At 53.2% G+C, this 24,506-nt stretch carries 27 protein-coding genes; 24 read left to right on the top strand and 3 right to left on the bottom strand.

Features of this window, described 5'->3' with window-relative positions:
* The first annotated feature begins 45 nt into the window (after positions 1 to 45).
* Positions 46 to 1,395 (top strand): tRNA (N(6)-L-threonylcarbamoyladenosine(37)-C(2))-methylthiotransferase MtaB, encoded by a 1,350-nt coding sequence (mtaB, locus tag ACTVDO_RS01135; RefSeq protein ID WP_020960630.1) that lies wholly within the window; start codon positions 46 to 48, stop codon positions 1,393 to 1,395.
* Between the two features lie 219 nt (positions 1,396 to 1,614).
* Positions 1,615 to 2,286, top strand: a complete 672-nt coding sequence (gene deoC / locus ACTVDO_RS01140; protein ID WP_020960629.1) for a deoxyribose-phosphate aldolase — start codon at positions 1,615 to 1,617, stop codon at positions 2,284 to 2,286.
* On the opposite strand, the gene ACTVDO_RS01145 is transcribed toward deoC, so the two are convergent.
* Positions 2,283 to 3,218 (bottom strand): Na/Pi symporter, encoded by a 936-nt coding sequence (locus ACTVDO_RS01145; protein ID WP_020960628.1) that lies wholly within the window; start codon positions 3,216 to 3,218, stop codon positions 2,283 to 2,285. The two genes, deoC and ACTVDO_RS01145, sit on opposite strands and share 4 nt — an antisense overlap.
* A gap of 180 nt (positions 3,219 to 3,398) precedes the next feature.
* Here ACTVDO_RS01145 and rpsU point away from each other — a divergent pair, with 180 nt between their 5' ends.
* The 20 genes from rpsU (at position 3,399) to ACTVDO_RS01245 (ending at position 20,386) form a co-directional block, all read left to right on the top strand.
* Entirely contained in the window at positions 3,399 to 3,572 is a 174-nt protein-coding gene (gene rpsU / locus ACTVDO_RS01150; RefSeq protein ID WP_008879912.1) for a 30S ribosomal protein S21, read from the top strand.
* 29 nt (positions 3,573 to 3,601) lie between these two features.
* Positions 3,602 to 4,048: a GatB/YqeY domain-containing protein gene (locus ACTVDO_RS01155; protein WP_020960627.1), complete on the top strand. Its 447-nt coding sequence runs from the start codon at positions 3,602 to 3,604 to the stop codon at positions 4,046 to 4,048.
* A 102-nt stretch (positions 4,049 to 4,150) separates the two neighbouring features.
* Complete coding sequence (yqfC, locus tag ACTVDO_RS01160; RefSeq protein ID WP_020960626.1) at positions 4,151 to 4,444, top strand: sporulation protein YqfC; 294 nt, start codon at positions 4,151 to 4,153, stop codon at positions 4,442 to 4,444.
* Complete coding sequence (yqfD, locus tag ACTVDO_RS01165) at positions 4,441 to 5,628, top strand: sporulation protein YqfD (protein ID WP_442900893.1); 1,188 nt, start codon at positions 4,441 to 4,443, stop codon at positions 5,626 to 5,628. Before yqfC ends, yqfD begins: the two co-directional genes overlap by 4 nt.
* Positions 5,629 to 5,630: 2 nt before the next feature.
* The gene (locus ACTVDO_RS01170) at positions 5,631 to 6,593 is read left to right on the top strand and encodes a PhoH family protein (protein WP_442900894.1); all 963 of its coding nucleotides are present in this window, start codon (positions 5,631 to 5,633) and stop codon (positions 6,591 to 6,593) included.
* Positions 6,594 to 6,644: 51 nt separating this feature from the next.
* Complete coding sequence (locus tag ACTVDO_RS01175) at positions 6,645 to 8,747, top strand: HD family phosphohydrolase (RefSeq protein WP_442900895.1); 2,103 nt, start codon at positions 6,645 to 6,647, stop codon at positions 8,745 to 8,747.
* Entirely contained in the window at positions 8,744 to 9,214 is a 471-nt protein-coding gene (ybeY, locus tag ACTVDO_RS01180; protein ID WP_020960622.1) for an rRNA maturation RNase YbeY, read from the top strand. The genes ACTVDO_RS01175 and ybeY overlap by 4 nt, the downstream gene beginning before the upstream one ends.
* A gap of 3 nt (positions 9,215 to 9,217) precedes the next feature.
* Positions 9,218 to 9,571, top strand: coding sequence for a diacylglycerol kinase family protein (locus tag ACTVDO_RS01185; RefSeq protein ID WP_020960621.1), 354 nt, complete (start codon positions 9,218 to 9,220; stop codon positions 9,569 to 9,571).
* A gap of 122 nt (positions 9,572 to 9,693) precedes the next feature.
* Complete coding sequence (locus tag ACTVDO_RS01190) at positions 9,694 to 10,092, top strand: cytidine deaminase (RefSeq protein WP_020960620.1); 399 nt, start codon at positions 9,694 to 9,696, stop codon at positions 10,090 to 10,092.
* A complete protein-coding gene (era, locus tag ACTVDO_RS01195) occupies positions 10,085 to 10,993 on the top strand; it encodes a GTPase Era (RefSeq protein ID WP_020960619.1) in 909 nt (302 codons plus the stop codon). Before ACTVDO_RS01190 ends, era begins: the two co-directional genes overlap by 8 nt.
* A 101-nt stretch (positions 10,994 to 11,094) precedes the next feature.
* Complete coding sequence (locus ACTVDO_RS01200) at positions 11,095 to 11,238, top strand: YqzL family protein (protein ID WP_020960618.1); 144 nt, start codon at positions 11,095 to 11,097, stop codon at positions 11,236 to 11,238.
* 31 nt (positions 11,239 to 11,269) lie between these two features.
* A complete protein-coding gene (recO, locus tag ACTVDO_RS01205) occupies positions 11,270 to 12,046 on the top strand; it encodes a DNA repair protein RecO (protein ID WP_020960617.1) in 777 nt (258 codons plus the stop codon).
* A gap of 82 nt (positions 12,047 to 12,128) precedes the next feature.
* Positions 12,129 to 12,755, top strand: coding sequence for a helix-turn-helix transcriptional regulator (locus ACTVDO_RS01210; protein ID WP_256380480.1), 627 nt, complete (start codon positions 12,129 to 12,131; stop codon positions 12,753 to 12,755).
* Positions 12,756 to 12,774: 19 nt separating this feature from the next.
* Complete coding sequence (locus ACTVDO_RS01215; protein ID WP_020960615.1) at positions 12,775 to 13,575, top strand: pyruvate, water dikinase regulatory protein; 801 nt, start codon at positions 12,775 to 12,777, stop codon at positions 13,573 to 13,575.
* Between the two features lie 757 nt (positions 13,576 to 14,332).
* Positions 14,333 to 16,132 (top strand): DNA primase, encoded by a 1,800-nt coding sequence (gene dnaG / locus ACTVDO_RS01220; RefSeq protein ID WP_442900897.1) that lies wholly within the window; start codon positions 14,333 to 14,335, stop codon positions 16,130 to 16,132.
* A gap of 34 nt (positions 16,133 to 16,166) precedes the next feature.
* Complete coding sequence (gene rpoD, locus ACTVDO_RS01225) at positions 16,167 to 17,294, top strand: RNA polymerase sigma factor RpoD (protein ID WP_020960612.1); 1,128 nt, start codon at positions 16,167 to 16,169, stop codon at positions 17,292 to 17,294.
* A gap of 78 nt (positions 17,295 to 17,372) precedes the next feature.
* Positions 17,373 to 17,888: a hypothetical protein gene (locus ACTVDO_RS01230; protein WP_442900898.1), complete on the top strand. Its 516-nt coding sequence runs from the start codon at positions 17,373 to 17,375 to the stop codon at positions 17,886 to 17,888.
* A gap of 108 nt (positions 17,889 to 17,996) precedes the next feature.
* A complete protein-coding gene (gene cccA / locus ACTVDO_RS01235) occupies positions 17,997 to 18,359 on the top strand; it encodes a cytochrome c550 (RefSeq protein ID WP_442900899.1) in 363 nt (120 codons plus the stop codon).
* Positions 18,360 to 18,563: 204 nt separating this feature from the next.
* Positions 18,564 to 19,268, top strand: a complete 705-nt coding sequence (locus ACTVDO_RS01240; protein WP_020960609.1) for a tRNA (adenine(22)-N(1))-methyltransferase — start codon at positions 18,564 to 18,566, stop codon at positions 19,266 to 19,268.
* The gene (locus tag ACTVDO_RS01245; protein WP_020960608.1) at positions 19,265 to 20,386 is read left to right on the top strand and encodes a Nif3-like dinuclear metal center hexameric protein; all 1,122 of its coding nucleotides are present in this window, start codon (positions 19,265 to 19,267) and stop codon (positions 20,384 to 20,386) included. The genes ACTVDO_RS01240 and ACTVDO_RS01245 overlap by 4 nt, the downstream gene beginning before the upstream one ends.
* A gap of 76 nt (positions 20,387 to 20,462) precedes the next feature.
* On the opposite strand, the gene ACTVDO_RS01250 is transcribed toward ACTVDO_RS01245, so the two are convergent.
* Both ACTVDO_RS01250 and vrrA read right to left on the bottom strand, forming a co-directional pair.
* A complete protein-coding gene (locus ACTVDO_RS01250; RefSeq protein ID WP_020960607.1) occupies positions 20,463 to 21,413 on the bottom strand; it encodes a 4-hydroxy-3-methylbut-2-enyl diphosphate reductase in 951 nt (316 codons plus the stop codon).
* Between the two features lie 120 nt (positions 21,414 to 21,533).
* On the bottom strand, positions 21,534 to 22,073 hold the full coding sequence (gene vrrA, locus ACTVDO_RS01255; RefSeq protein ID WP_041267967.1) for a VrrA/YqfQ family protein: 540 nt from the start codon (positions 22,071 to 22,073) through the stop codon (positions 21,534 to 21,536).
* Between the two features lie 184 nt (positions 22,074 to 22,257).
* Between vrrA and ACTVDO_RS01260 the strand changes: the two genes are divergently transcribed.
* A complete protein-coding gene (locus ACTVDO_RS01260; RefSeq protein WP_020960605.1) occupies positions 22,258 to 23,568 on the top strand; it encodes a DEAD/DEAH box helicase in 1,311 nt (436 codons plus the stop codon).
* 37 nt (positions 23,569 to 23,605) lie between these two features.
* Entirely contained in the window at positions 23,606 to 24,505 is a 900-nt protein-coding gene (locus ACTVDO_RS01265) for a deoxyribonuclease IV (RefSeq protein WP_020960604.1), read from the top strand.
* The last annotated feature ends 1 nt before the right edge of the window (position 24,506 follow it).

The following is a 24,506-nucleotide window of genomic DNA, read 5'->3' on the forward strand; positions in this document are numbered from 1 at the left end:
GCCATTCGCTGACAGTCAGCGATGGTGCGGAGTGAGGTGAAGAACATGCCAACAGTGGCTTTCCATACATTGGGCTGCAAAGTCAATCATTATGAAACAGAAGCGATTTGGCAGCTGTTTAAAAAGGCTGGTTATGAACGGAAAGAGTTTGAAAGTCGTGCCGACGTGTATGTGATCAACACATGCACAGTGACCAATACGGGCGACAAAAAAAGCCGCCAAGTCATCCGCCGCGCGGTGCGCCGCAATCCGGACGCCGTCGTCTGCGTGACCGGCTGTTATGCGCAAACATCGCCGGCCGAGGTGATGGCGATTCCCGGCGTCGATATTGTGATCGGCACGCAAGACCGTCATAAAATTTTAGAATATGTCGGGCAATTTCAGCGTGAACGCCAGCCGATCAATGCGGTCCACAACATTATGAAAACGCGCGTGTTCGAAGAGATGGACGTGCCGGCGTTCACCGATCGGACGCGGGCGTCGCTGAAAATTCAAGAAGGGTGCAACAACTTTTGCACGTTTTGCATCATCCCATGGGCGCGCGGCTTAATGCGTTCGCGCGATCCGCAAGAAATCATCCGCCAGGCGCGCCAGCTCGTCGCCGCCGGCTATAAGGAAATCGTGTTGACCGGCATTCATACGGGCGGCTATGGCACCGATCTAAAAGACTACAACTTTGCCGCGCTGCTTAGCGATTTGGACGAGCAAGTGCCGGGACTGAAACGGATCCGCATCTCGTCGATTGAGGCAAGCCAAATTACTGATGAAGTGATCGATGTGTTGAAGCGTTCGGACAAAATCGTCCGCCATTTGCACATTCCGCTTCAATCCGGGTCCAACACCGTGCTCAAGCGGATGCGCCGCAAATATACGGTGGAATTTTTTGCTGAGCGGCTCGCCCGGTTGCGCGAAGTGTTTCCGGAACTCGCCGTAACGTCTGATGTCATTGTCGGCTTCCCGGGCGAAACGGAAGAGGAATTTATGGAGACGTACAACTTTATCCGCGAACAGCGGTTCTCTGAACTGCACGTTTTCCCATATTCGAAGCGGACCGGCACACCGGCGGCCCGCATGCCGGACCAAATCGATGAGGAGACGAAACATGACCGCGTCCGCCGTTTGATCGCCCTATCCGATCAGCTGGCAAAAGAATACGCTTCCCGGTTTGAAGGGCAAGTGCTCGAAGTCATTCCGGAAGAGCACGACAAGGAAGAGCCGGGGATGTATATCGGCTATACGGACAACTATTTGAAAGTGCGCTTCCCGGCAACCGAAAAGATGATCGGCGAACTGGTGAAAGTGAAAATCACGAAAGCGGGCTATCCGTATAATGAAGGCGAGTTTGTCCGCATTGTGCCGGAGGAGGCCATGCGCTCGCTAAAAGTCAGCTCATAACCATCCACATCATCGGGTAGGACGAAGTGCAACGCCTCATAAAACCCAGCCGTTAGGCTGGGTTTTTCGCTTTTTGGCATGGAGCTGCCTCGGGCTAAAAAGCTTACGGAAACGGGAGAGAATATAGATGACGGCTAGTTTTTGTCGCAGGGACATGGTATGATGGTAGACGTCAGACCTTTCAATTTTTGCAGCAACGGAAGAAAGGAGCGGTTTTCCATGACGGCGGATATCGCCAAAATGATCGACCATACGCTGCTGAAACCAGAAGCGACGGAAGAACAGATTATTCAATTATGCCAAGAAGCAAAGCAATATGGCTTCGCTTCCGTGTGCGTCAACCCGGCGTGGGTGAAAACGGCGGCACAAGAGCTTTCCGGCACCGATGTCCGCGTTTGCACGGTCATCGGCTTCCCGCTTGGGGCGACAACGCCGGAAACGAAAGCGTTTGAAACGAACAACGCCATCGAAAACGGCGCGCGTGAAGTCGATATGGTGATCAATATCGGCGCGTTAAAAAGCGGCGCTGACGAGCTTGTTGAGCGCGACATTCGCGCGGTCGTCGAGGCGGCGGACGGGAAGGCGCTTGTGAAAGTGATTATCGAAACGGCCTTGTTGACCGACGATGAAAAAGTGCGCGCTTGCCAATTGGCAGTGAAAGCGGGCGCTGACTATGTGAAAACATCGACTGGATTCTCGGGCGGCGGAGCGACAGTCGAGGACGTGGTGCTCATGCGCCGGACAGTCGGCGACAAAGTAGGCGTCAAAGCCTCCGGCGGCGTCCGGGATCGGAAAACAGCGGAAACGATGATGGAAGCCGGGGCGACGCGCATCGGGACGAGCTCCGGGGTGGCGATCGTCAGCGGCCGAACTGGCGGCAATGGCTATTAAGTCCGTCTGCGGGTGTGCAAAAACAACATAGCTGTTTCAATGGCGCTGACAAACGGCAAGGCGGCGACAGAACAAATGACGTTAAACAGGACGCTTACATGGGCGAGCTGCACGTCGGGCGCGGAACTGAGCATGGCCGCGAAACGGGCGAGCGGCTCGGTCCAAAAAAGAAATACGGCCACGCCGGTGACGTTCAGCCATAAATGGGTGTAGGCCGTTAACTGCGCTTCTTTGCTTGAACCGATCGAGGCGAGCAGCCCGGTAATGCACGTGCCGATGTTGGCGCCAAGCAATATCGCGATGGCGGCTGGAAGCGTCAACAACTGTTCGGTTAAAAAGCCCATGGCGATGCCGATTGTCGCTGCGCTTGAATGAACGAGGGCGGTCAAGACGATGCCAACAAGGAGGCCGACCGTCGTTGAACGGTTTGTCTGCTGCAGCCAATCATCAACGAGCGGATAGGCGGCCAGCGGTTTAGCGAGGCTGCTGAAGCCGTCCATGGCGAACAGCAAGGCGGCAAGGCCGACGGCAATCATCCCGATGCTGTAAATGAGGCGGTGACGCCCGATCAAGACGAGCAGCGCGCCGCCGAGAAGAAGCGAAATGGCGCCATCGCCGATATCGAGGGTCATGAGCTCGGTCGTGACCGTTGAACCGATATTGCTGCCTAAAATGATGCCGATCGACTGCCGGAACGATAAATAGCCGGTGGCGACGAGACCGACGGTCATCACCATCACCGCCGAGCTGCTTTGCACAAGCGCGGTCGTCGCCAAGCCGGCGAGAAACGCTTGCCATGGTGTGGCGGTAAAGCGCATGAGCCATCGCTTCAGCCGATGGCCGGACAAAGTGTAAAACCCGGCTTTCATCATGAACATGCCGATCAAAAAAATGGCGGTGTAAATGGCAAACAGCATCAAAAGCGGCCCCACGGACGATCTCCCCTTTCATCTTATATGTATGGGCCTTGTCCGCGGGCGATGACCGTTTTTTGAAGGAGAGCGGGACAGGACGGGGCGGCCAAGCTTTTTTTATTGACCTTTTCCATCGGCATGTATTATAATTGACAAGTACAATATGCAATGGTTGTTGTTCGGAGGGAGGGAAGCAGGATGTCCAAAACGATCGTTCGCAAAAATGAGTCGATCGACGACGCTCTTCGTCGCTTTAAACGTGCCGTTTCGAAAACCGGTACTTTGCAAGAAGTGAGAAAGCGCGAATTTTATGAAAAGCCAAGCGTCAGACGGAAGAAAAAATCTGAAGCGGCTAGAAAGCGCAAGCACTAAGAGCACGGATCAAAGAGGGTGTATAATCGGTGAGTCTTCTCGATCGTTTAAATGACGATATGAAGCAGGCGATGAAAAACAAGGAGAAAGAAAAGCTGTCCGTTCTGCGCATGTTGAAAGCGGCGCTGCAAAACGAAGCGATCAAGCTCGGCAAAAGCCCGCTGTCAGAAGACGAAGAGCTGACGGTTCTTTCTCGTGAACTGAAGCAGCGTAAAGACTCCCTCCAAGAATTTGAAAACGCTGGCCGTTCAGATCTTGTCGAAAAAGCGAAAACTGAAATTGAAATCGTTCAATCGTATATGCCAAAGCCGCTGTCAGAGGATGAGCTGCGCGAACTGATCCAACAGACGATCAAGGAAGTCGGCGCTTCTTCGAAGGCGGATATGGGAAAAGTCATGAGTGCGATCATGCCGAAAGTGAAAGGAAAAGCGGACGGTTCGCTCGTCAATAAATTAGTCCAACAACAGCTTTCATAAAACACGATGGGCCTTGCCGGCAGGCGGGCCTGCTGTTTTTGAAAAGCGGTGCTAGAACCCCCTTTTGTCTCATACATATGAGATGAAAGGGGGTTCTTTTTAATGGTGAAAAAGTGGCGCCAGCAGATGAAGCGGTGGATGGCGGAAAAGCTCGAGCTTCCCGCTGACATCATGATGGACCTGCCCCGCATTACGATGGTGGGGCAAATCCATATTTACATCGAAAACCACCGCGGGCTGCTTGCGTTCAGCGATAAAGAGCTCCGCCTTTTGCTGCGGAACGGTCAGCTGCTTGTCCGCGGCGAACAATTTGTTATTAAAACGATTTTGCCGGAAGAAATTTTGTTGGAGGGAAAAATCAGCCAAGTCGTTTATATAGAGGAGGAAAAAAGATGAAAAACGAATGGGTCGACACGCTCGCCGGCAGCGTGCGGGTCAAGGCGGAAGGCAAAGGGACGGAACGGTTGATCAACGCCTGTGTGCGCAACGGCATCGCTGTATGGAACGTGAAAAAGCATAGCGGGGATACCGTGACGTTTTTCATTAAGCTCAGCGATGTGAAACGGCTGCGCCATATCGCCCGGCAAAGCGAATGCAAGCTTTCGTTTGTCGGGAGAACCGGACTGCCGTTTTTTTGGCGTCGTGCGTGGCGAAACAGCGGCTTTTGGCTCGGCTTGCTCGCTTTTATGGCCATCATGTTTTTGCTGTCCAACATCGTTTGGAACATTGACATCGAAGGCGCGACCCCAGAGACAGAACATCAAATTTCCCGCGAACTGAAACGAATGGGAGTCGAACGCGGCGCGTTCCAATTTTTGCTTGATGATCCAGAAACAATGCAAAAAAAGCTAACGGAACGCATCCACGACATCACGTGGATCGGTGTTCAATGGGAGGGAACATCGCTTCACTTCCGCGTTGTCGAAAAAGAGATTCCGGAACCGAAACAGCCGGCGCCCCCACGCCATTTAGTCGCGAAAAAAGAGGCGGTGGTGGCTGATTTATTCGTTGAGGAAGGACAACCGCTCGTTTCCGTCAACGATTACGTACAAAAGGGTCAATTGCTCGTTTCCGGCATTATCGGAGCCGAAGGGCGGACGAAATTTGTGCCGGCCACCGGGAAAGTATTTGGCGAAACATGGTACAAGTCTACCGTTGTCCTGCCGCTTGAGACGACGTTTCATGTGTTGACCGGCGAGTTCACCGAGCATCATTATATCGGTTTTGGCCGCTTTTCCCTTCCGGTTTGGGGATGGAAGAAGCCGCCGTTTGCCCACACGATCATCGAGAAGGAAAAACGACCGTTCCGCTTTTGGAAATGGGACTTGCCGTTTTACTACGAGCGCGTCACCATCCGCGAGGCGGAAGTGGTGAAGCGGAGCTATACATGGGAGGAAGCGTTCGCAGAAGCGAAAAAAATCGCCCGCCGCGAATTGCGGGCCAAGCTGCCGGAGGAGGCGGCCATTCGCGGCGAAAAAGTTTTGCATCAGAGGAAAGAGAGTGGTAAAGTAAGGGTAGAATTGCATTACGAAGTCATCGAAAATATTGCCGTACCACAACCAATCGTTCAAGGAGATTGAGAATGTCGGAGCAGTTTGTTACGATCAGCCAACATGTGCGCAATCAGCAGGAAGCGGCGGCGCTCTTTGGTGTCCATGACGCCCATTTAAAGCGAATCGAAGAGGAGCTCGGCGTATCAATTGTGACGCGCGGGGAGACGGTCAACGTCTCCGGTACGCCGCAGCAAGTCCAGCTTGTTGACGAGCTGTTGCGCCATTTGTTGATCGTCATCCGCAAAGGGGTGGCGGTCAGTGAGCGCGACATCATTTACGCCATTCAGCTGGCGAAAAAAGGGGCGCTTGACGGCCTTGTTCAGCTGTATGACGAGGAGATTACGAAAAACGCCAAAGGAAAGCCGATTCGCGTCAAAACGTTAGGCCAGCGCTATTATGTTGCGGCGATTGAACAGCACGACTTGACGTTCGGCATCGGGCCGGCCGGCACCGGGAAAACATACTTGGCTGTCGTCATGGCGGTAAAGGCGCTGAAAAATGGCAGCGTCAAACGCATCATTTTAACCCGTCCGGCTGTCGAGGCGGGGGAGAGCCTCGGTTTTTTGCCCGGCGACTTGAAAGAGAAAGTCGACCCGTATTTGCGCCCGCTGTACGACGCGTTAAACGACGTGCTCGGGGCAGAGTATGTGCAGCGGCTCATTGAGCGCGGCACGATTGAAATCGCCCCGCTCGCCTACATGCGAGGCCGGACGCTCGAGGATGCTTTTGTCATTCTTGATGAAGCGCAAAATACGACGCCGGCGCAAATGAAGATGTTTTTAACCCGGCTCGGTTTCGGATCGAAAATGGTCATTACGGGCGACATTTCGCAAGTCGATTTGCCGAAAGGGGTTGAATCGGGGCTTGCGGCCGCCAAACGCATTTTGGCGTCCATTAGCGGCATCGCCTTCGTATTTTTAGAGCAGTCTGACGTTGTCCGCCATCCGCTTGTGGCGAAAATTATTGACGCCTACGATGAGGCCGGCTTATAGAAAAAAGATCCGGAGCGCATGGTCTTTTCTTGAAAAGCGAGGGGAAAACCGGTGGGAAGGCTTCGTTTTTTTCTTGAGCGGACAAAAGATGTCCGCTTCGTCCGCTTTTGGTTGTTTTTGTTTTTGGTTGTGCTGTTGTTTGCCGTCCTGTACTGGCAAGTGAAGCCGCGCCAATATGAGCTGCGCCTGTTTGATGTCGCCAAAGAAACGATCCGTTCGCCGGTGACGGTGGAGGATAAGGAGGCGACAGCGAGGCTGAAAGAAGAGGCAGCCGCCAAAGTAGCGGACGTTTACACGTTGAAAAAAGAATATGCCGAAAACCGCGTCGATCTTCTTTCCTCGCTGTTTGCCGCCATCGAGAGTGTGCAGCATGAGGCGGGATCGGATCGCTCGCCCGGCGATTTGGCGGCTAAGCTTGAAGAGCGGCTGCCGCCGGAGTGGCTCGCCCATTTGTCTGCCGAAGAATGGCAGCGGTTGCTAAACGCTGCTCCCGATGAGCTCGAGACGGCGAAAGAAGCTGCGTTGACAGTCGTGCACGCGGCCATGAGCGAACGTATTTCCCAAGCTGAGCTTGACGAGGCGCGCGCGAAGGCGGCGAAAGAGCTTGAATACGCAGCGCTGTCGCCGACGCTTCGCGAAACGGTTGCCAAGCTGTGCCGACGGGCGATTATTCCGAACGTCGTGTACGACCGGACGGCGACTGAAGAAAAACGGCGGCAGGCGATGGATGAAGTGAAGCCGGTGAAAATTTTGCAAGGACAAGTGATCGTCGAAGAGGGGCAGTTTATTACGAGCGACATTTATCATCGGCTTGAGCTTGTCGGGCTGCTCAGCGGTGGGCGCCCGCTATGGCCGGCGGCCGGATTGTTTTTGTTCGTGCTGCTCTTGCTTTCGCCGCTCGTTTACTATTTCCGTCCCGAAACGACAAATGAAAAGCTGTCGCTTTATACGGCTATTTTCACATTTATGATGGCGGTGATGGTGCTGATCCGTCTTCTGCCGTCCGGCGGCGCTGTTTCGGTCGGCTACCTCGTTCCGGCGGCGTTCGGTCCAATGCTCGTCCGCGTGCTGCTCGGCGAACGGCTGGCGATAATGACAGCGGTCATCGGGGCGGTGTGCGGCAGCCTGCTGTTCAATGAGGAAATTGGAGCGACCGGTGTGGTGTCCGTGTCCTTGGCCGTCTATTTGCTTGCCGGCGGCTTGGCCGGAACGTTTTGTCTGCCAAAGGAGCTGGCAAAGACGAAAATTTGGCGGGCCGGCGTGCTCGTCGCTACCGTCAATATCGTCTCGCTCCTTTCGCTGTTGCTGTTAAAAAATGGCCGCTATTCGTTGATGGAGCTCACTCTCTTTGTCATCATGGCGGCGGCTTCGGGCATTTTTTCCGCCATTTTGACGATCGGGCTGCTGCCGGTGTTGGAGACGACGTTCGGCATTTTGTCGCCGCTCCGGCTCATAGAGTTGTCCAACCCGAACCACCCGCTGCTGCGGAAATTGTTGACCGAGGCGCCGGGCACGTACCATCATAGCGTCATGGTCGCCAATTTGGCTGAGGCGGCGTGCGAGGCGATTGGCGCCGACGGCTTGTTGGCGCGCGTCGCCTGTTATTACCATGACATTGGCAAGACGAAACGGCCGCGTTATTTCATTGAAAACCAAATGGGCGGCAATCCGCATGACCATTTGTCGCCGCAATTGAGCAAAAATATTATTATCGCCCATGTCGCCGACGGCGTTGCCTTGCTTCGCAAACACCGGCTGCCGAAGGAGATTGTCGACATCGCCGAACAACATCATGGCACGACGTTGCTCAAGTACTTTTACCATAAGGCACGCGAGCAAACCGAATTTGTTTCCGAGGCGGAGTTTCGCTATCCCGGTCCGAAGCCGCAGACGAAAGAAGCGGCGGTCATCAATATTGCCGACAGCGTCGAAGCGGCCGTTCGCTCGTTAGCCAATCCATCGCAAGAAAAAATTGAAAAAATCGTCCGGGCGATTATCGCTGACCGTCTGCAAGACAACCAGCTGAACGAGTGCGACATTACGTTGAAAGAGCTGGAAGTGGTTGCCCGTTCGCTTTGTGAGACGTTAAACGGCGTCTTTCATTCGCGCATCGAATATCCGGAAGTACGAAAGGAAAAGGTGAAGCATGCATGACGATTCAAATCGACTTTATCGATGAGACGAACGAAGTAACAGCCGAGCAAATGGAGACGCTCGAGCGGCTTATTTGTGAAGCGGCGGCTGTTGAGAACGTGCCGGAGGGGGCGGAAGTAAGCGTTTCGTTCGTTGACAACGAACGCATTCGCGTGATGAACCGCGATTACCGAGGCAAAGATGCCCCGACGGACGTACTGTCGTTCGCCCTTGAAGAGGAGGGGGAAGGCGAAGTTGACATCATTGGCGCCGATGTGCCGCCGGTGCTCGGTGATATTGTCATCTCCATTCCGAAGGCGAAAGAGCAGGCCGCAGAATACGGGCACTCATTCATGCGCGAGCTCGGATTTTTGGCCGTGCACGGTTTTTTGCACTTGCTTGGCTATGACCACGAGACGGAAGAGGAGGAGCGGGTCATGTTTGCCAAGCAGGAGGAAATATTGACGCAGTTCGGGTTGACGAGATAAGCCATGCGCGGCGTACGGGAACGGGATCGTTTCGCTTGGGCTTGGGCGGGAATGAAGGCGGCGGTGAAGGAGGAAGCGCATTTGCGCTTTCACTTGGCGGCCGCCGTTGTTGCCTTTGCGGTCGGCGGCATCGTTGGATTGTCGCGGTGGGAGTGGATCGTGCTGCTGCTAACAGCCGGCGCAGTCATCACGCTTGAGCTCGTCAATACGGCCGTTGAGCGCACCGTCGACCTAGTGACAGAGGAGTTTCATCCGCTGGCGAAAGCGGCGAAAGATATCGCCGCTGCGGCTGTGCTCGTGGCCGCCGGACTGGCTGTCATCATCGGGGGGCTGCTGTTTTGGCCGCATCTTCGCTAAACGAACGAGAAAGAAAATTCTAATTTTTCTGTTACATTTTCGTTTCAGATGATGAAATTTGTAGCGTTTTTTTGTAAAATAAAAGAAAGCAGCGTTTGCTTTCAGGAAAGGAAGAGTTATTCGTGGAGATCGAGCAGCTCATTGCCGAAGCGAAAAAAGCGCGCGAACTCGCCTACGTGCCTTACTCAAAGTTTAAAGTTGGCGCCGCGCTGTTAACGAAAGACGGCAGCGTGTACCGCGGCTGTAACATTGAGAACGCTGCCTACAGCATGTGCAATTGTGCGGAACGAACCGCGCTGTTTAAGGCGTATTCGGAAGGGGAGAAGGAGTTTGCCGCCCTCGCAGTCATTGCAGACACCCCCCGTCCGGTGCCGCCGTGCGGCGCATGCCGCCAAGTGATCGCCGAACTTTGCCCCGGCGATATGAAAGTGATTTTGGCCAACTTAAACGGCGATGTCAAAGTCATGACCGTTGACGAATTACTGCCGGAAGCTTTTGCAGCGGAGGATATGCATGAATAAAGAAGGATACAAATCGGGATTTGTTGCCATTATCGGAAGACCGAACGTAGGAAAATCGACGTTTTTAAACCGCGTTATCGGGCAAAAGATCGCCATTATGAGCGACAAGCCGCAAACGACGCGCAATAAAATTCAAGGTGTTTATACGGATGATGACGCGCAAATCATTTTCATCGACACCCCCGGGGTGCATAAACCGAAGCATAAGCTCGGCGACTTTATGATGAAAGTGGCGCTCAATGCGCTGCGCGAAGTCGATTTGGTTTTGTTTATGGTCAATGCGGAGGAAGGGTTCGGGCGCGGCGAGGCGTTTATTATCGAGCGGTTGAACGAAGTCCATACTCCGGTGTTTTTGGTCATCAATAAAATCGACCGCGTCCACCCGGATGAACTGCTGCCGCTCATTGACCGGTACAAAGACTTGTACCCTTTTGCCGAGATCGTGCCAATTTCGGCGCTTGAAGGGAACAATGTCGAACGTCTGCTGGAGCAAATTAAACAGCGGTTGCCGGAAGGGCCGCAATATTATCCGCCGGATCAGATTACCGACCATCCGGAACAGTTTATCATCGCTGAGCTCATTCGCGAGAAAGCGCTTCACTTAACGCGTGAGGAGGTTCCGCATTCGATTGCTGTCGTTGTCGAACGCATCGAGCGGCGCGAGGAGACAGGCACGGTATACGTCGGCGCTGTTATCGTTGTTGAGCGCGATTCGCAAAAAGGGATTATCATCGGCAAACAAGGCCGGATGCTGAAGGAAATCGGGCAGCGGGCGCGCGCTGACATTGAGGCGCTGCTTGGGTCAAGAGTGTTTTTGGAGCTGTGGGTAAAGGTGCAAAAAGATTGGCGCAACCGTCTTGCGCAGCTGCGCGATTTTGGTTTTCGCGAAGACGAGTATTGACGGCTAGAAAATTTTACGCGACATAAACCATTTTTGCCCGAGCCAACCTATAGGTAGACCACCAATACGCAATGCCTGCAGGCGGAAAGAGGTGTCATTCCATGCTTGAGTTTACGTGGAAGTTGTTTAGCCAAACAGGCAATATTGATACGTACCTGCTGTTTAAAGAGCTGGAACGGGAACAACGGTTTGGCGGTGAGGAACAAAACGCCGAACAGGAAGAAATCGACCAGCCGATCTCCTAGTATCGTTGTTGGCTGAAGCGGTGGTGATGGGATGTTTGAGAAGTGCGAAGCGATCGTCATGCGGACGGTCGATTACGGTGAGACAAATAAAATTGTCACATTGTTTACACGAGAATGGGGAAAGGTGGCTGTGATGGCACGGGGAGCGAAAAAGCCAAGCAGCCGCCTTTCTGCTGTTACGCAGCCGCTCGCTTACGGCCATTATTTGATCCGCCGCAGCCGCGGCGTTGGCCTTCTTCACCAAGGGGAGCTGATTGACTCGATGCGGGCGCTGCGGGAGGATTTGTTTGCTGCCGCGTATGCGGCGTATATTGTTGAGCTCACCGATAAAGGTACGGAGGAACAAAAGCGCAATCCATACTTGTTCGAGCTACTGCTGCAAACATTACAATATATGAGCGAAGGTCGCGATTTAGAGATTATGACCTTTATTTATGAAATGAAAATGCTTCCGGTGCTCGGTATCCCGCCTGTGCTCGACCGCTGTGCCCGCTGTGGGGCAACGGAAGGGCGCTTCTCGTTTTCGGTTAAGGAAGCAGGCTTCCTTTGCCATCGCTGCGAGGCGGCCGATCCGCACCAGATTCCGCTTTCGCCGGCCTCGGCCCGGCTGTTGCGCCTGTTTTACCACATTGACCTCGCCCGGCTTGGATCCATTTCGGTCAAAGAAGGTACAAAAGCGGAATTGAGGGCTGTATTATCCAGTTATTATGATGAATATGCCGGCCTATCGCTGAAGGCAAAGCGTTTTTTAGAACAAATCGCCAAGTTGGGGGACAAGCTTGATTCAAGCGGCCGACATGAGACCTGATTTTCCCTGTAAACGCGGCATGTAGTATAATATGAACGAGAGTAATAGCGTATGGGACCTTTTTGCAAGGTGGTGAGCGACGATCGAACTGAATAAACGCCAGGAGCAAATTTTGCAAATTGTGAAAGACTATGGGCCGATCACCGGAGAGAGTATTGCCGAGAAGCTGAACTTGACGCGGGCGACACTTCGGCCCGATCTGGCCATTTTGACGATGGCCGGCTATTTGGAGGCACGGCCGCGCGTCGGCTATTTTTATACCGGAAAAACGGGCACGCAGCTGTTGGCCGATAAAATTAAAAAGATGAAAGTTGAAGATTATCAATCGATTCCGGTCGTCGTCAACGAAAACATGAGCGTCTACGATGCGATCGTTACGATGTTTCTGGAAGATGTGGGCACGCTGTTTGTCGTCGATGACGAGTCGCTTCTTGTCGGCGTTTTGTCGCGCAAAGATTTGTTGCGCGCGAGCATCGGCAAACAAGAACTGACGGCGATTCCGGTCAATATTATTATGACAAGAATGCCGAACATCGCTGTTTGTTATAAGGACGATCCGCTCATTGACGTGGCCGAGCAGCTGATCGAAAAGCAAATCGATGCCATGCCGGTCGTGCGCAAAACGGAAAAAGGCTATGAAGTGGTCGGCCGTATTACGAAAACGAATATGACGAAAGCATTTGTTTCGTTAGCGAAAGATGATGTATGAGCCAAAAAGGAGGAGACACATGAATCAGCGCCTCGTTTACGTCGTATCCGATTCGGGCGGGGAGACGGCTGAGCTTGTTGTTAAAGCGGCAGCCAGCCAGTTTTACGCCTCGCCGGTTCAAGTAAAACGCGTCCCATACGTAGAGGACAAAACAACGTTAGCCGAAGTGGTCGCATTGGCGAAAATGAACCAAGCCATTATCGCCTTTACGCTCGTTGTCCCGGAGATGAGGGAATTTTTGCTCGCCGAGGCGGCGCGCGAAGGGGTGGTCGCTTACGATATCATCGGTCCGCTCATTGAAAAGATGAGCGACTTGTTCCAACTGAAGCCAAGGTATGAACCGGGTCAAGTACGCGTGCTTGACGAAGACTATTTCAAAAAAATCGAAGCGATTGAATTCGCCGTGAAGTACGATGATGGCCGCGACCCGCGGGGCATTTTGCGCGCTGATATCGTGTTGATCGGCGTGTCGCGCACATCGAAAACGCCGCTGTCGCAATATTTGGCACATAAGCGGCTGAAGGTAGCGAACGTGCCGATTGTTCCGGAAGTCGAACCGCCCGAACAGCTGTTCCAAGTCGGCCCAAGCAAATGTTTCGGCTTGAAAATCAGCCCGGACAAGTTGCTGTCGATCCGCCGCGAGCGCCTGAAATCGCTCGGCTTGAACGATCAAGCCATTTATGCAAACATGGATCGCATTAAAGAGGAACTCGCCTATTTTGACGGGGTGGTGAAAAAAATCGGCTGCGATGTCATTGACGTCACGAATAAAGCTGTTGAAGAAACGGCGAGTATTATTATAAAAAAGTTAAAGCGTTAATGCTGCGTTATGGTTTGCGCGTTGTCCGCACGGTTTCCTAATGGGAACGGTGCGTTTTTTTATGGCATATTGTCACAGCTTATATTATAATAAAAAATTGTGAGAAAAATGCCCCATATAGGTTTAGAGCGGTCATGAGACGAGTAAACTATTTATAGCTGCTTGTCAAGAGTTGCAAAAAAAAGTTTTTCGACAAAAAATGTCGACCGTTCGGAAAAAAAGAAGGATTTTTTAGAACGGTGTAGAATAATAGGGGGTGTAAAGCCATCCCTTGCCGCAAAAGCGGGTTTGTGTACTGCAACAAAGTGCCAAGAAAAAAGTGAAATTTTCTTTCCGGTGCTGAAATATAATATACCGAGTGCGTCTTCGAACGGGACCGCCGCCATGGGCTCCTACATAGGAAGCGAAGCGAGGAGGCAGCAGAAGGCACGGCGTTCAACCTTTGATTTGGAGGCAAGGGGGAAGGCGAAACAGAGATATTGAAAAAATTTGTCGAAACCAACAGGAAAATGGGCTTGCCGCCGAGAATAAGTAAGAACAGGCATGATGAAGCCCCACGGTTTCAACCGCTGGAATGAAAATATGGGGAAACAATCAAAGGCGTTCTCGAGCCTGCAGGGGGTTAGGCATCGGATAGATGGTTGCCTGTAAAGCTCTTGGGGAATACGGGTCACTGTCGAGCGAAGACATGGAAAAAGCTCTGTAGTACACAAGAACCCCATGACTTTAGTCGTTAGGAAGTTCAGGGGGGATTCATATGGGACATCGCATTCCCGAAGAAACGATTGAAGCGATTCGCCGCAGCATCGATATCGTTGATGTGGTCGGTGAATATGTTCAACTGAAAAAGCAAGGCCGCAACTATTTTGGCTTATGCCCATTTCACGGGGAAAAAACGCCATCGTTTTCCGTTTCCCCAGAGAAGCAAATTTTCCACTGCTTCGGCTGCGGAGCAGGGGGGAATGCCTTTACGTTTTTAATGGATATGGAGGGCATTCCGTTTGTGGAAGCGGCGAAACGTCTTGCGGCTAAGGCAGGTATCGACCTGTCCGCCTATCAGTTGAATGTTCGCGGGCATGATGACGGCCAAAACGGCGAGGTCAAGGCGATGATTGAGGCGCACACCTTGCTGAAACGTTTTTACCACCATTTACTTGTCTATACAAAAGAAGGACAAGCGGCGCTTGATTACTTGCAGGCGCGCGGATGGACGAAGGAGACGATTGACCGGTTTGAAATCGGTTATGCGCCGGATGCGCCCGATGCAGCGGTCCGGCTTCTCGACAGCCATTCCTTTTCGCTTCCGGTGATGGAAAAGGCGGGCTTAGTAACGAAAAAAGAAGACGAACGGTATGTCGACCGCTTTCGCAATCGGATCATGTTTCCAATTCATGATCACCGCGGTGAGACGGTTGGGTTTTCCGGCCGCCTGCTTGGCGAGGGGCAGCCGAAATACGTTAACAGCCCGGAAACGCCGATTTTTCATAAAGGAACGCTTTTATATCACTTTCATGAGGCGCGGGTGCCGATCCGCAAGCGGCAGGAAGCGTTGCTGCTTGAAGGGTTTGCCGATGTGATTTCCGCCGTCCAGGCCGGCATTGATTATGCGGTGGCAACGATGGGCACGTCGCTGACCGAGGAGCAGGCGCGCATTTTGCGCCGTCATGCCGAAACGGTCACGATTTGCTACGACGGCGACAACGCCGGAACGGAAGCTGCCTGGCGCGCCGCCGAACAACTGAGCGCGCTCGGATGCCACGTCAAGGTGGCATCCATCCCGAACGGCCTTGACCCGGATGAATATATACGCGTTTACGGCAAGGAACGGTTTGCCGGAGAAATCGCTGCCGCCCAACCGCTCATGGCGTTTAAAATGACCTATTTGCGGCGGGGAAAAAATTTGCAGCGCGAAGGCGACCGGCTTCGTTATATTGAAGAAGTGCTCCGTGAGATCGGCAAACTGCCGAGTCCTGTCGAAAAAGATTATTACGTACGCCAACTCGCAGATGAGTTTTCTTTGTCGCTTTCCGCTCTCAATGAGCAGCTGTCCCGCTACAAGCACGAAAAGCCGAAGCAGCGGGAGGCGGCGGCCAGCGAAAAGGCGCCGCGGCCGACGCTGGCGAAAAAGCTGCTGCCGGCTTTCCAAAACGCGGAGCGGCTGCTGCTTGCCCATATGATGCGAAGCCGCGATATGGCGCTCATCGTTCAAGAGCGGGTCGGCGGACGGTTTAACATCGAAGAGCATCGGGCATTAGCCGCTTATATTTATGCCTTTTATGAAGAAGGGCATGAAGCCGACCTTGGTGCACTCATGTTCCGGCTTCCCGGCGAACTGCAGCCGCTGGCGAGTGAGCTGTCGCTTTTGTTGGTGAGCGATGATGTTTCCGAACAAGAGCTCGCCGATTATATGAAGCATGTGTTGAATCACCCGAAATGGTTAATGCTAAAGGAAAAAGAGCAAGAAAAAACCGAAGCGGAGCGAAGAAAAGACTTTTTGGCTGCCGCTCGCATCGCCAAAGAAATGATTGAAATGAAAAAAATGTTATCTTCTTCATAACATGGTGGTATGAGTTTTTAAAGGAGGTAATGAAATGGCTGAAAAACCAGCCCAATCAAAGCAGGTGGAAGCTGCTGGCGATACGCTTGAGCAAGTGAAAGAGCAGCTCGCCGAGCTCGGCAAAAAACGCGGCATCCTCACGTACGAGGAAATCGCCGAGCGGCTCTCCGGCTTTGACTTGGACTCCGATCAGATGGATGAATATTACGAATACCTCGCTGACCAAGGCATTGAAGTGATCAGCGAATCCGACATCGAGACCGATCCGGATATCGATGAGCTGGTGAAAGAGGAAGAGTTCGACTTAAACGATTTGTCCGTCCCCCCTGGCGTGAAGATTAATGACCCGGTGCGCATGTACTTAAAAGAAATTGGCCGCGTTCCGCTTTTATCGGCGGAAGAAGAAATCGAGCTGGCCAAACGGATTGAGCAGGGCGACGAAGAAGCGAAACGCCGGCTGACAGAAGCGAACCTCCGCCTTGTTGTCAGCATCGCCAAACGGTATGTCGGCCGTGGCATGCTCTTCCTCGATCTCATTCAGGAAGGAAACATGGGCTTGATCAAGGCGGTTGAAAAATTTGACTACCGCAAGGGCTACAAATTCAGCACGTACGCGACATGGTGGATTCGCCAAGCTATTACGCGGGCGATCGCCGATCAGGCGCGGACGATCCGCATCCCGGTTCATATGGTCGAGACGATCAATAAATTGATCCGCGTCCAGCGGCAGCTGCTCCAAGACCTCGGGCGCGAACCAACACCGGAAGAAATCGCCGAAGAAATGGATTTGACCCCGGAGAAAGTGCGGGAAATTTTGAAAATCGCTCAAGAACCAGTGTCGCTTGAGACGCCGATCGGCGAGGAAGACGACTCGCATCTTGGCGATTTCATCGAAGACCAAGAGGCGACGTCGCCGTCGGAACACGCCGCTTACGAGCTGTTGAAAGAGCAGCTCGAAGATGTGCTTGATACGCTGACGGATCGCGAGGAAAACGTGCTCCGCCTTCGCTTCGGGCTCGATGACGGCCGGACGCGGACATTGGAAGAAGTCGGGAAAGTATTTGGCGTGACGCGCGAACGAATTCGCCAAATCGAAGCCAAGGCGCTGCGCAAACTGCGCCATCCAAGCCGCAGCAAACGGTTGAAAGACTTTTTGGAATGACCGTCTTTTGGTAGTTTACTTCCTCGGAAGTAAACTATTTTTTTCTCTTTTCTTTCATGGATGAAAGGTGATTGACGAATGAATCGGCGACGACGGGAAACGATTATCCGAGAAATTGAATATTGGAAGCGTTCACGACTTCTGCCAGAACAATATTGCGATTACTTGCTTGCCCTCTATACGGAAGGCGATGGTCGCCCACGCAGCCGCCAGCGGCCCGGTTCGCTTGCTGCCGGTCTTTGTTTATTGTTGCCAGCCGCCGCTCTTGCCATTTATTTTACTGAATTGTCATTCGTTTTGCAAACGCTCCTTTTGTCCCTTTTTTTGTCTGTTTGCCTGTTGCTCGTTTGGCGATGGCGGAAAGAACGGCAGCTCCTTCATTTTCCGCTGATCGGCAGTGCATGGCTGTTATTGATGGGGACAGTCGCCGGCAGCAGCTATTATTTTCCCGGCCAGAGCGGTGCGCTTACGGTTGCGGTGCTGGCCAACTGTGCCGCTTGGCTTGCTGTCGGCCGCCTGTTTCGTCTCCATTATTTTTCTCTCGCTGCCGCTGTCGGGGGAGTGCTTACAGCGGTGATCGTTTGGTGGCAATGAAGCCGGTTGTTTCCGTTTTGGAAACTTAGGGCTTTTCCTTGTCCATTATTTACAGTAAAATAAAAGTGTTTGCAGTGTTCTTGATCATACATAAGGGAGGTAAAAAAGATGAACCGCAATCCGCTCATCCCGTTTTTCATCATCATGGCGTTCGGGGTTGTACTAACGTTCGTCTTGTCGTTCAAAGGGCTAGGCGATGCGAAAGAGATGGCTGAAGAGAAAAAAGGCGGCGAAAAAACGGAACAAGCCGTGGAATTCAATCCGGAGCAGTTTTATCAACAAACGTGTGCCAGCTGCCACGGCCAAAGCTATGAAGGCGGCGTCGGTCCGGCGTTAAAAGGAGTTGGCGAACGGCTGTCGGCCGACCAAATTAAAGACGTTCTCCAAAACGGCCGCGGCGGCATGCCGGGCGGGTTGGTGCCGGCTGACAACCTCGATGCGATGACGAAATGGCTGGCCGGCTTAAAATAATGATGATTGGCGTCCCTTTGCCTTTGGCGAAGGGATGTTTTATCATTTCGAACCGGGCAGCTCCTTGCTTTTTCGTGTGAGCATACATAGGAGAACGTTCGAGTAGTACAATAAAGGGGCATGAAATTGGAAAAAGAAAGGAGGGGAATGCGGGCCGCCTTCGTATGGCAGCTTAGGGAAGGTTGGTTTCGTTATTAAGGAATCATGAACGAATTTCACCTATCAAAACGGCTCGAAACGGTCGCTTCCTTCATCCCGAAAGGGGCGGTGCTCGCTGATATCGGTTCGGATCACGCCTATTTGCCTTGTTATGCCTGCTTGCGCGGCTATGCGTCCAAAGCCATTGCCGGCGAAGTGGCGGATGGACCGCTCCGCTCAGCACGGCAGCAAGTGGAAAAGTCCGGGCTTTCCCATCTCATTTCCGTGCGCAAGGGGGACGGGCTGGCCGTCATCGACCACGGGGAAGTGGATTGCATCACGATCGCCGGCATGGGCGGTGCTCTTATTGCCCGTATTTTAGACGAGGGGGAAGAAAAGCTGACCGGCGTAAAACGGCTCATTTTGCAGCCGAACATCGGGGCCGAGCTTGTCCGCCGCTGGCTTCTTGACCACGGGTGGGAGCTGACGGCTGAGCGCATTTTGAAAGAGGACGGGCAAATTTACGAAGTGCTTGTCGCCGAGCGCGGCGACGCCCGACGACCGTATCGCCATTTGGAGGCGGAACTGCTTTTAGGCCCGTTTTTGCGCCAAGAAAACAGTGAGGTGTTCCGTGAAAAATGGCAGCGTGAACTCCGGCATTGGAAGCGGATTATCGCTGATTTAGCGGAAAAGGGAGAAAGTGAAGCGGCGCGGGAGAAAAAGCGCGAACTGGAGAAAAAAGTCCAATTGGTAGAGGAGGCGTTGCTATGAGCCGCATTCCGTACGGCTACGAGGTTATTCAGCTTGTCGAACAGCTCGCTCCGAAACCGTTAGCCATGGAGGGAGACCGGATCGGCCTGCAAATCGGGACGTTGAACAAGCCGGTCAAAAAAGTCATGGTCGCCCTTGACGTGCTTGAAGACGTTGTCGCCGAAGCTGTCGATCAACAGGTCGATTTAATTATCGCTCACCATCCGCCGCTATATCGTCCGCTGCAGCAGCTATTGACCGATGACGGGCACGGACGGATGATCGCGGCATGCGTCAAGCATGACATTGCCGTGTATGCTGCTCATACGAACTTGGATGTCGCTTTTGGCGGATTGAACGACTGGCTCGCCGAAGCGCTCGGTCTGAATGAAACGGACGTGCTTGTGCCAACCTATACGGAAGCGTTGAAAAAGCTTGTCGTCTATGTTCCGGTGAGCCACGCTGAGGCGGTGCGGACGGCCGTAGGGGATGCCGGCGCCGGCCATATTGGCCGTTACAGTCATTGTACGTTCAACAGCCGCGGCATCGGAACGTTTTTGCCGGAAGAAGGGGCCGAGCCGTTTATCGGTGAGCAAGGGCGGCTTGAAGAAGTGGAGGAAGTGCGCATCGAGACGATCGTTCCTGCTTCGTTGGAAAGTCAAGTAATGGAGGCGATGCTCGCCGCTCATCCGTATGAGGAAGTAGCGTATGACATCTATCCGCTTGACAATGAAGGGCGCCGCTTCGGGCTCGGGCGCATCGGCCGGCTGCCGCAGCCGGTGACGCTGCGTGCCTTTGCCGAACAAGTGAAAACGGCATTTTCTATCCCAGCGGTCCGCGTTGTCGGCCGGTTGGATGATCTTGTGCAGACGGTGGCGGTGCTTGGTGGGGACGGAAACAAGTTTGTTGCTGCCGCCGCATCGGCCGGTGCCGACGTGTATGTGACCGGGGATGTGTATTATCATACCGCCCACGATGCTCAGGCGCTCGGTCTCCATCTCGTCGACCCAGGCCATAACGTTGAAAAAGTCATGAAACAAGGCGTTGCCCGCTATCTAACCGCCGAGCTCGCGAAGCGGCAGTGGGAAACAGACGTAATCGCCTCCAGCGTCCATACCGATCCGTTTCAGTTCATCTAAGCGACAAACGAAAAAGGCTGTCCTGCAAGCGGGTCAACCGTTTGTCCAGGATAGCCTCCGTTTATGAACGAGATTGTCACTCTTCTTTCTTTGTTTTCACCTTCGGCAAGATTTTTTGCAGCGGCACTTTCCGTTCTTGTTGCCATGTTGCCGGGTCGTTCGGATCGAATTGCTCCAGAAAGTCGATCACTTCTTTCGTGATCGGTGTCGGGGTGGAAGCGCCGGCGGTGACCGCCACCTTTTTCGCCTTTTTAATCCAATTGATATCAATTTCCGTTACATCGGCGATGCGGTATGCTTTCGTGCCGGCAATCTCTTCGGACACTTGGGCAAGACGGTTCGAATTGTTGCTGCGCGGGTCGCCAACAACGATCGTCACGTCGGCTTGCTTCGCTTGTTCGGCAACCGCTTCTTGGCGAAGCTGGGTCGCGAGACAAATTTCTTTATGCATTTCCACGTGCGGGTATTTTTCCTTCACTTTCGCCATAATATCAGCGACATCCCATTGGCTCATCGTCGTTTGGTTGGTGACCATGAGACGCTCGTTTTTGAGAGAAAGCCGCTCGACATCATCGGGCGTTTCGACGAGATGAATGCGCTCGGGATTGATGCCAACTGCTCCTTCCGGTTCCGGATGCCCTTTTTTGCCGATATAGATAATATCGTAGCCATCAGCGAGTTTTTGTTCGATGAGCCGGTGCGTTTTCGTCACGTCCGGACATGTCGCATCGATTGTCACCAACCCTTTTTCGAGCGCCCGTTTTTTCACCTCCGGCGACACGCCATGGGCGGTGAAAATCACGGTACCCCGGTCGATTTTTTCCAAAATTTCAAGCCGATTTTCCCCGTCAAGCGTAATGATGCCCTCTTCAGCAAATGCGTCTGTGACGTGCTTATTATGGACGATCATGCCGAGGATGTAAATCGGCCGCGGCAATGACGGGTCTAACGCCGCATTGCGGGCGATGACCATCGCATCAACAACCCCATAGCAATACCCACGCGGGGTAATTTTAATCACTTCCATCGTTTTCCCTCCCTGCCGCCGACCGTGCGGCGGTTTTCACTTTCCATTATATCGGAGAGAAGAGGAGAAGACAAAGAATATCCGCCCCAAACGGCAAACATGGCCAGGGCGGGAGAGAGGCTAGATATACAGTTTCGGAGTCGATGGTCTCGGCGCGGCCGGCGTCTGTTTTTCCCGCGGCTCCTCGCGCTTGGCCTGCGGAACGGTGCGCTTTTTGACTGCCTGCGCGGCCGGTTTTTGCTTCGCTTCTTTTGCTGGTGCGCTTTTTGCCGGCTTTGTTTCCCCCTCTTCTTCATCGGCCGGCTTCAGCTCGCGGAAAATGCGGATCATGGCGGGAAGATTACGGATGAGCGGACCATATTGTTGCACCATTGGCATAACATTTTGCGCAATGCCGAGCATTTTTTGCACGTTATTTAACATGCCGATGAATCCGCCGCTTGTGTTCGCCGCCGTGGTGGCATTGGCTGCCGTATTTTGCAACAGCGGCAATCCCCACGGGGACGGAGCGGCGAACGGCGCCTGTCCGCGCGAAAACAAACGGGCTAGCAGACCGCCTCCGCTGCCAGGGCGGGGGACGCCGGCGGGCATGCGGGCGAACGGGGCGGGCGGCGTGCCGGTGAAAGGGGACGGCATCATCGGGGGTCGGCCGTATCTCATGGCACTCATGGCAGTTGCCTCCTTTCTGTTATGTGGATGAACAATCGTCCTCGTTCATAAAATATGCGGGCAAGACGGGAAAGGTTTTTCCTGCTGTTTTTGTCTTTAGTTGCAGCCGTCCGTCGACATTCGCTATAATGGTGAAGCGAACGAGGCGGCGCATGCAGAAGGGAGTTGTGGATTAATGGCGGAAACGCAGTTTACCCGTTTTTCGTTTCAACCGTTTATCATCGAAGCCATTCAAGCGCTTCGTTTTTATAAACCAACGGAAATTCAAGAACGCATCATTCCGGGGGCGTTGCGCGGCGAAAGCATGGTCGGTCAGTCGCAAACCGGGACGGGAAAAACACATGCTTATTTATTGCCAATCATCGAAAAGATCGCCCCGGAGCGTGCGGAAGTACAGGCGGTCATCACAGCACCGACGCGCGAGTTGGCAACGCAAATTTATCATGAAACGTTAAAGATCACGAAATTTTGCCCGAAAGACCGGACGATTGTTGCTCGCTGCTTCATCGGCGGGACGGATAAGCAAAAAGCGCTCGAAAAGCTCCATGTGCAGCCGCACATTGTCATCGGCACCCCGGGGCGCATTAACGATTTCATTCGCGAGCAGGCGCTTGATGTGCATACGGCGCGCACCCTTGTCGTCGATGAAGCCGATTTAATGCTCGATATGGGCTTCATCACCGACGTTGACCAAATTGCCGCTCGAATGCCAAAAGAGTTGCAAATGCTCGTCTTTTCGGCGACGATTCCAGAAAAGCTGAAGCCGTTTTTGAAAAAATATATGGAAAACCCGACATTCGTCCAGATTGAGCCGAAACAAGCGGCGAATGAAAACATTGAGCATGTGCTCATTCCACTGCGCGGGCGCGAAAAAGTCAAGCTCCTTTACGATGTGCTTGTCAGCTACAATCCGTATTTAGCTATTGTGTTCGTTAATACGAGAAAGAGGGCGGATGAAGTCGCCGACCTTCTTGCGGAGCAAGGGCTGAAAGTCGGTGTGCTGCATGGCGATTTGACCCCGCGCGAGCGAAAAAAGATGATGAACCAAATTCGCGAGCTCGAGTTTCAATACATGGTTGCCACCGACTTGGCTGCGCGCGGCATCGACATCGAAGGGGTCAGCCATGTCATCAACTATGAGCTGCCCGATGATTTGCAGTTTTATATTCACCGTGCCGGAAGGACGGCGCGCGCCGGCTATAGCGGCATTGCGGCCACCATTTACGAACCGGGCGATCAAGACGCGATTGCCAGATTGGAAAAAATGGGGATTTCATTTGTTCATCGCGATCTCGTGCGCGGCGAATGGAAGGAGCTTCCTCCGTGGAACCGGCGGGGCAAGCGGGCTGGCGAGAAGGAAGATGAACTGGCACCGGTGGTCGCTAGGCTGAAAAAGGCGAAGAAAGTGAAGCCGGGCTATAAGAAAAAGCTGCGTGCCGAGCTCGAGAGGAAGAAAAAGCGGCTTGACCGCTTCAAAAAATCGTAGCCTTTGCTCTGAACAAAAGAAAAAGGGAGAGAAGAAAATGTTAAAAATCGGTTCACACGTGTCGATGAGCGGCAAAAACATGTTGCTTGCTGCCAGTGAAGAAGCCGTTTCTTACGGGGCGAATACGTTTATGATTTACACCGGGGCGCCGCAAAACACGAGACGCAAAGCGATCGAGGAGCTGAATATCGAAGCCGGGCGAAAACATATGGCGGCGCACGGCATTGAGGAGATCGTCGTTCACGCCCCGTATATCATCAATATTGGAAACACGACAAACCGCGATACGTTTGCGCTTGGCGTTGATTTTTTGCGCGCCGAAATCGAGCGGACGGAAGCGATCGGGGCGAAACAACTTGTGTTGCACCCGGGCGCCCATGTCGGCGCCGGAGCCGAGGCCGGACTCCGGCAAATCATCCGCGGGCTGAACGAAGTGCTGACGCGCGGACAGACCGTGCAAATCGCGCTTGAAACGATGGCCGGCAAAGGGTCGGAATGCGGGCGCACGTTTGAAGAGCTGGCACATATTATCGATGGCGTCACCTATAATGACAAGCTATCCGTCTGCTTTGATACATGCCATACGCATGACGCCGGGTATGATATTGTGAACGACTTTGACGGTGTGCTTGACGAATTTGACCGCCTTATCGGTCTTGAGCGCTTGAAAGTGCTGCACATTAACGACAGCAAAAACCCGCGCGGCAGCCGCAAAGACCGCCACGAAAACATCGGTTTCGGCCATATCGGGTTTGCTGCGCTCAATTATATCGTCCATCATCCACAGTTGGAGGATATTCCAAAAATTTTAGAAACGCCGTATGTCGGCGAGGAGAAAAACAACAAAAAGCCGCCATACAAGCATGAAATTGCGATGCTTCGGGCACAGGCGTTTGACGATCAGTTGCGTGAGAAAATTGTGGCTGACGCGCAATAAA

Origin of the sequence: Geobacillus sp. BK01, assembly GCF_052220245.1 — a bacterium.
Lineage (GTDB): Bacteria > Bacillota > Bacilli > Bacillales > Anoxybacillaceae > Geobacillus.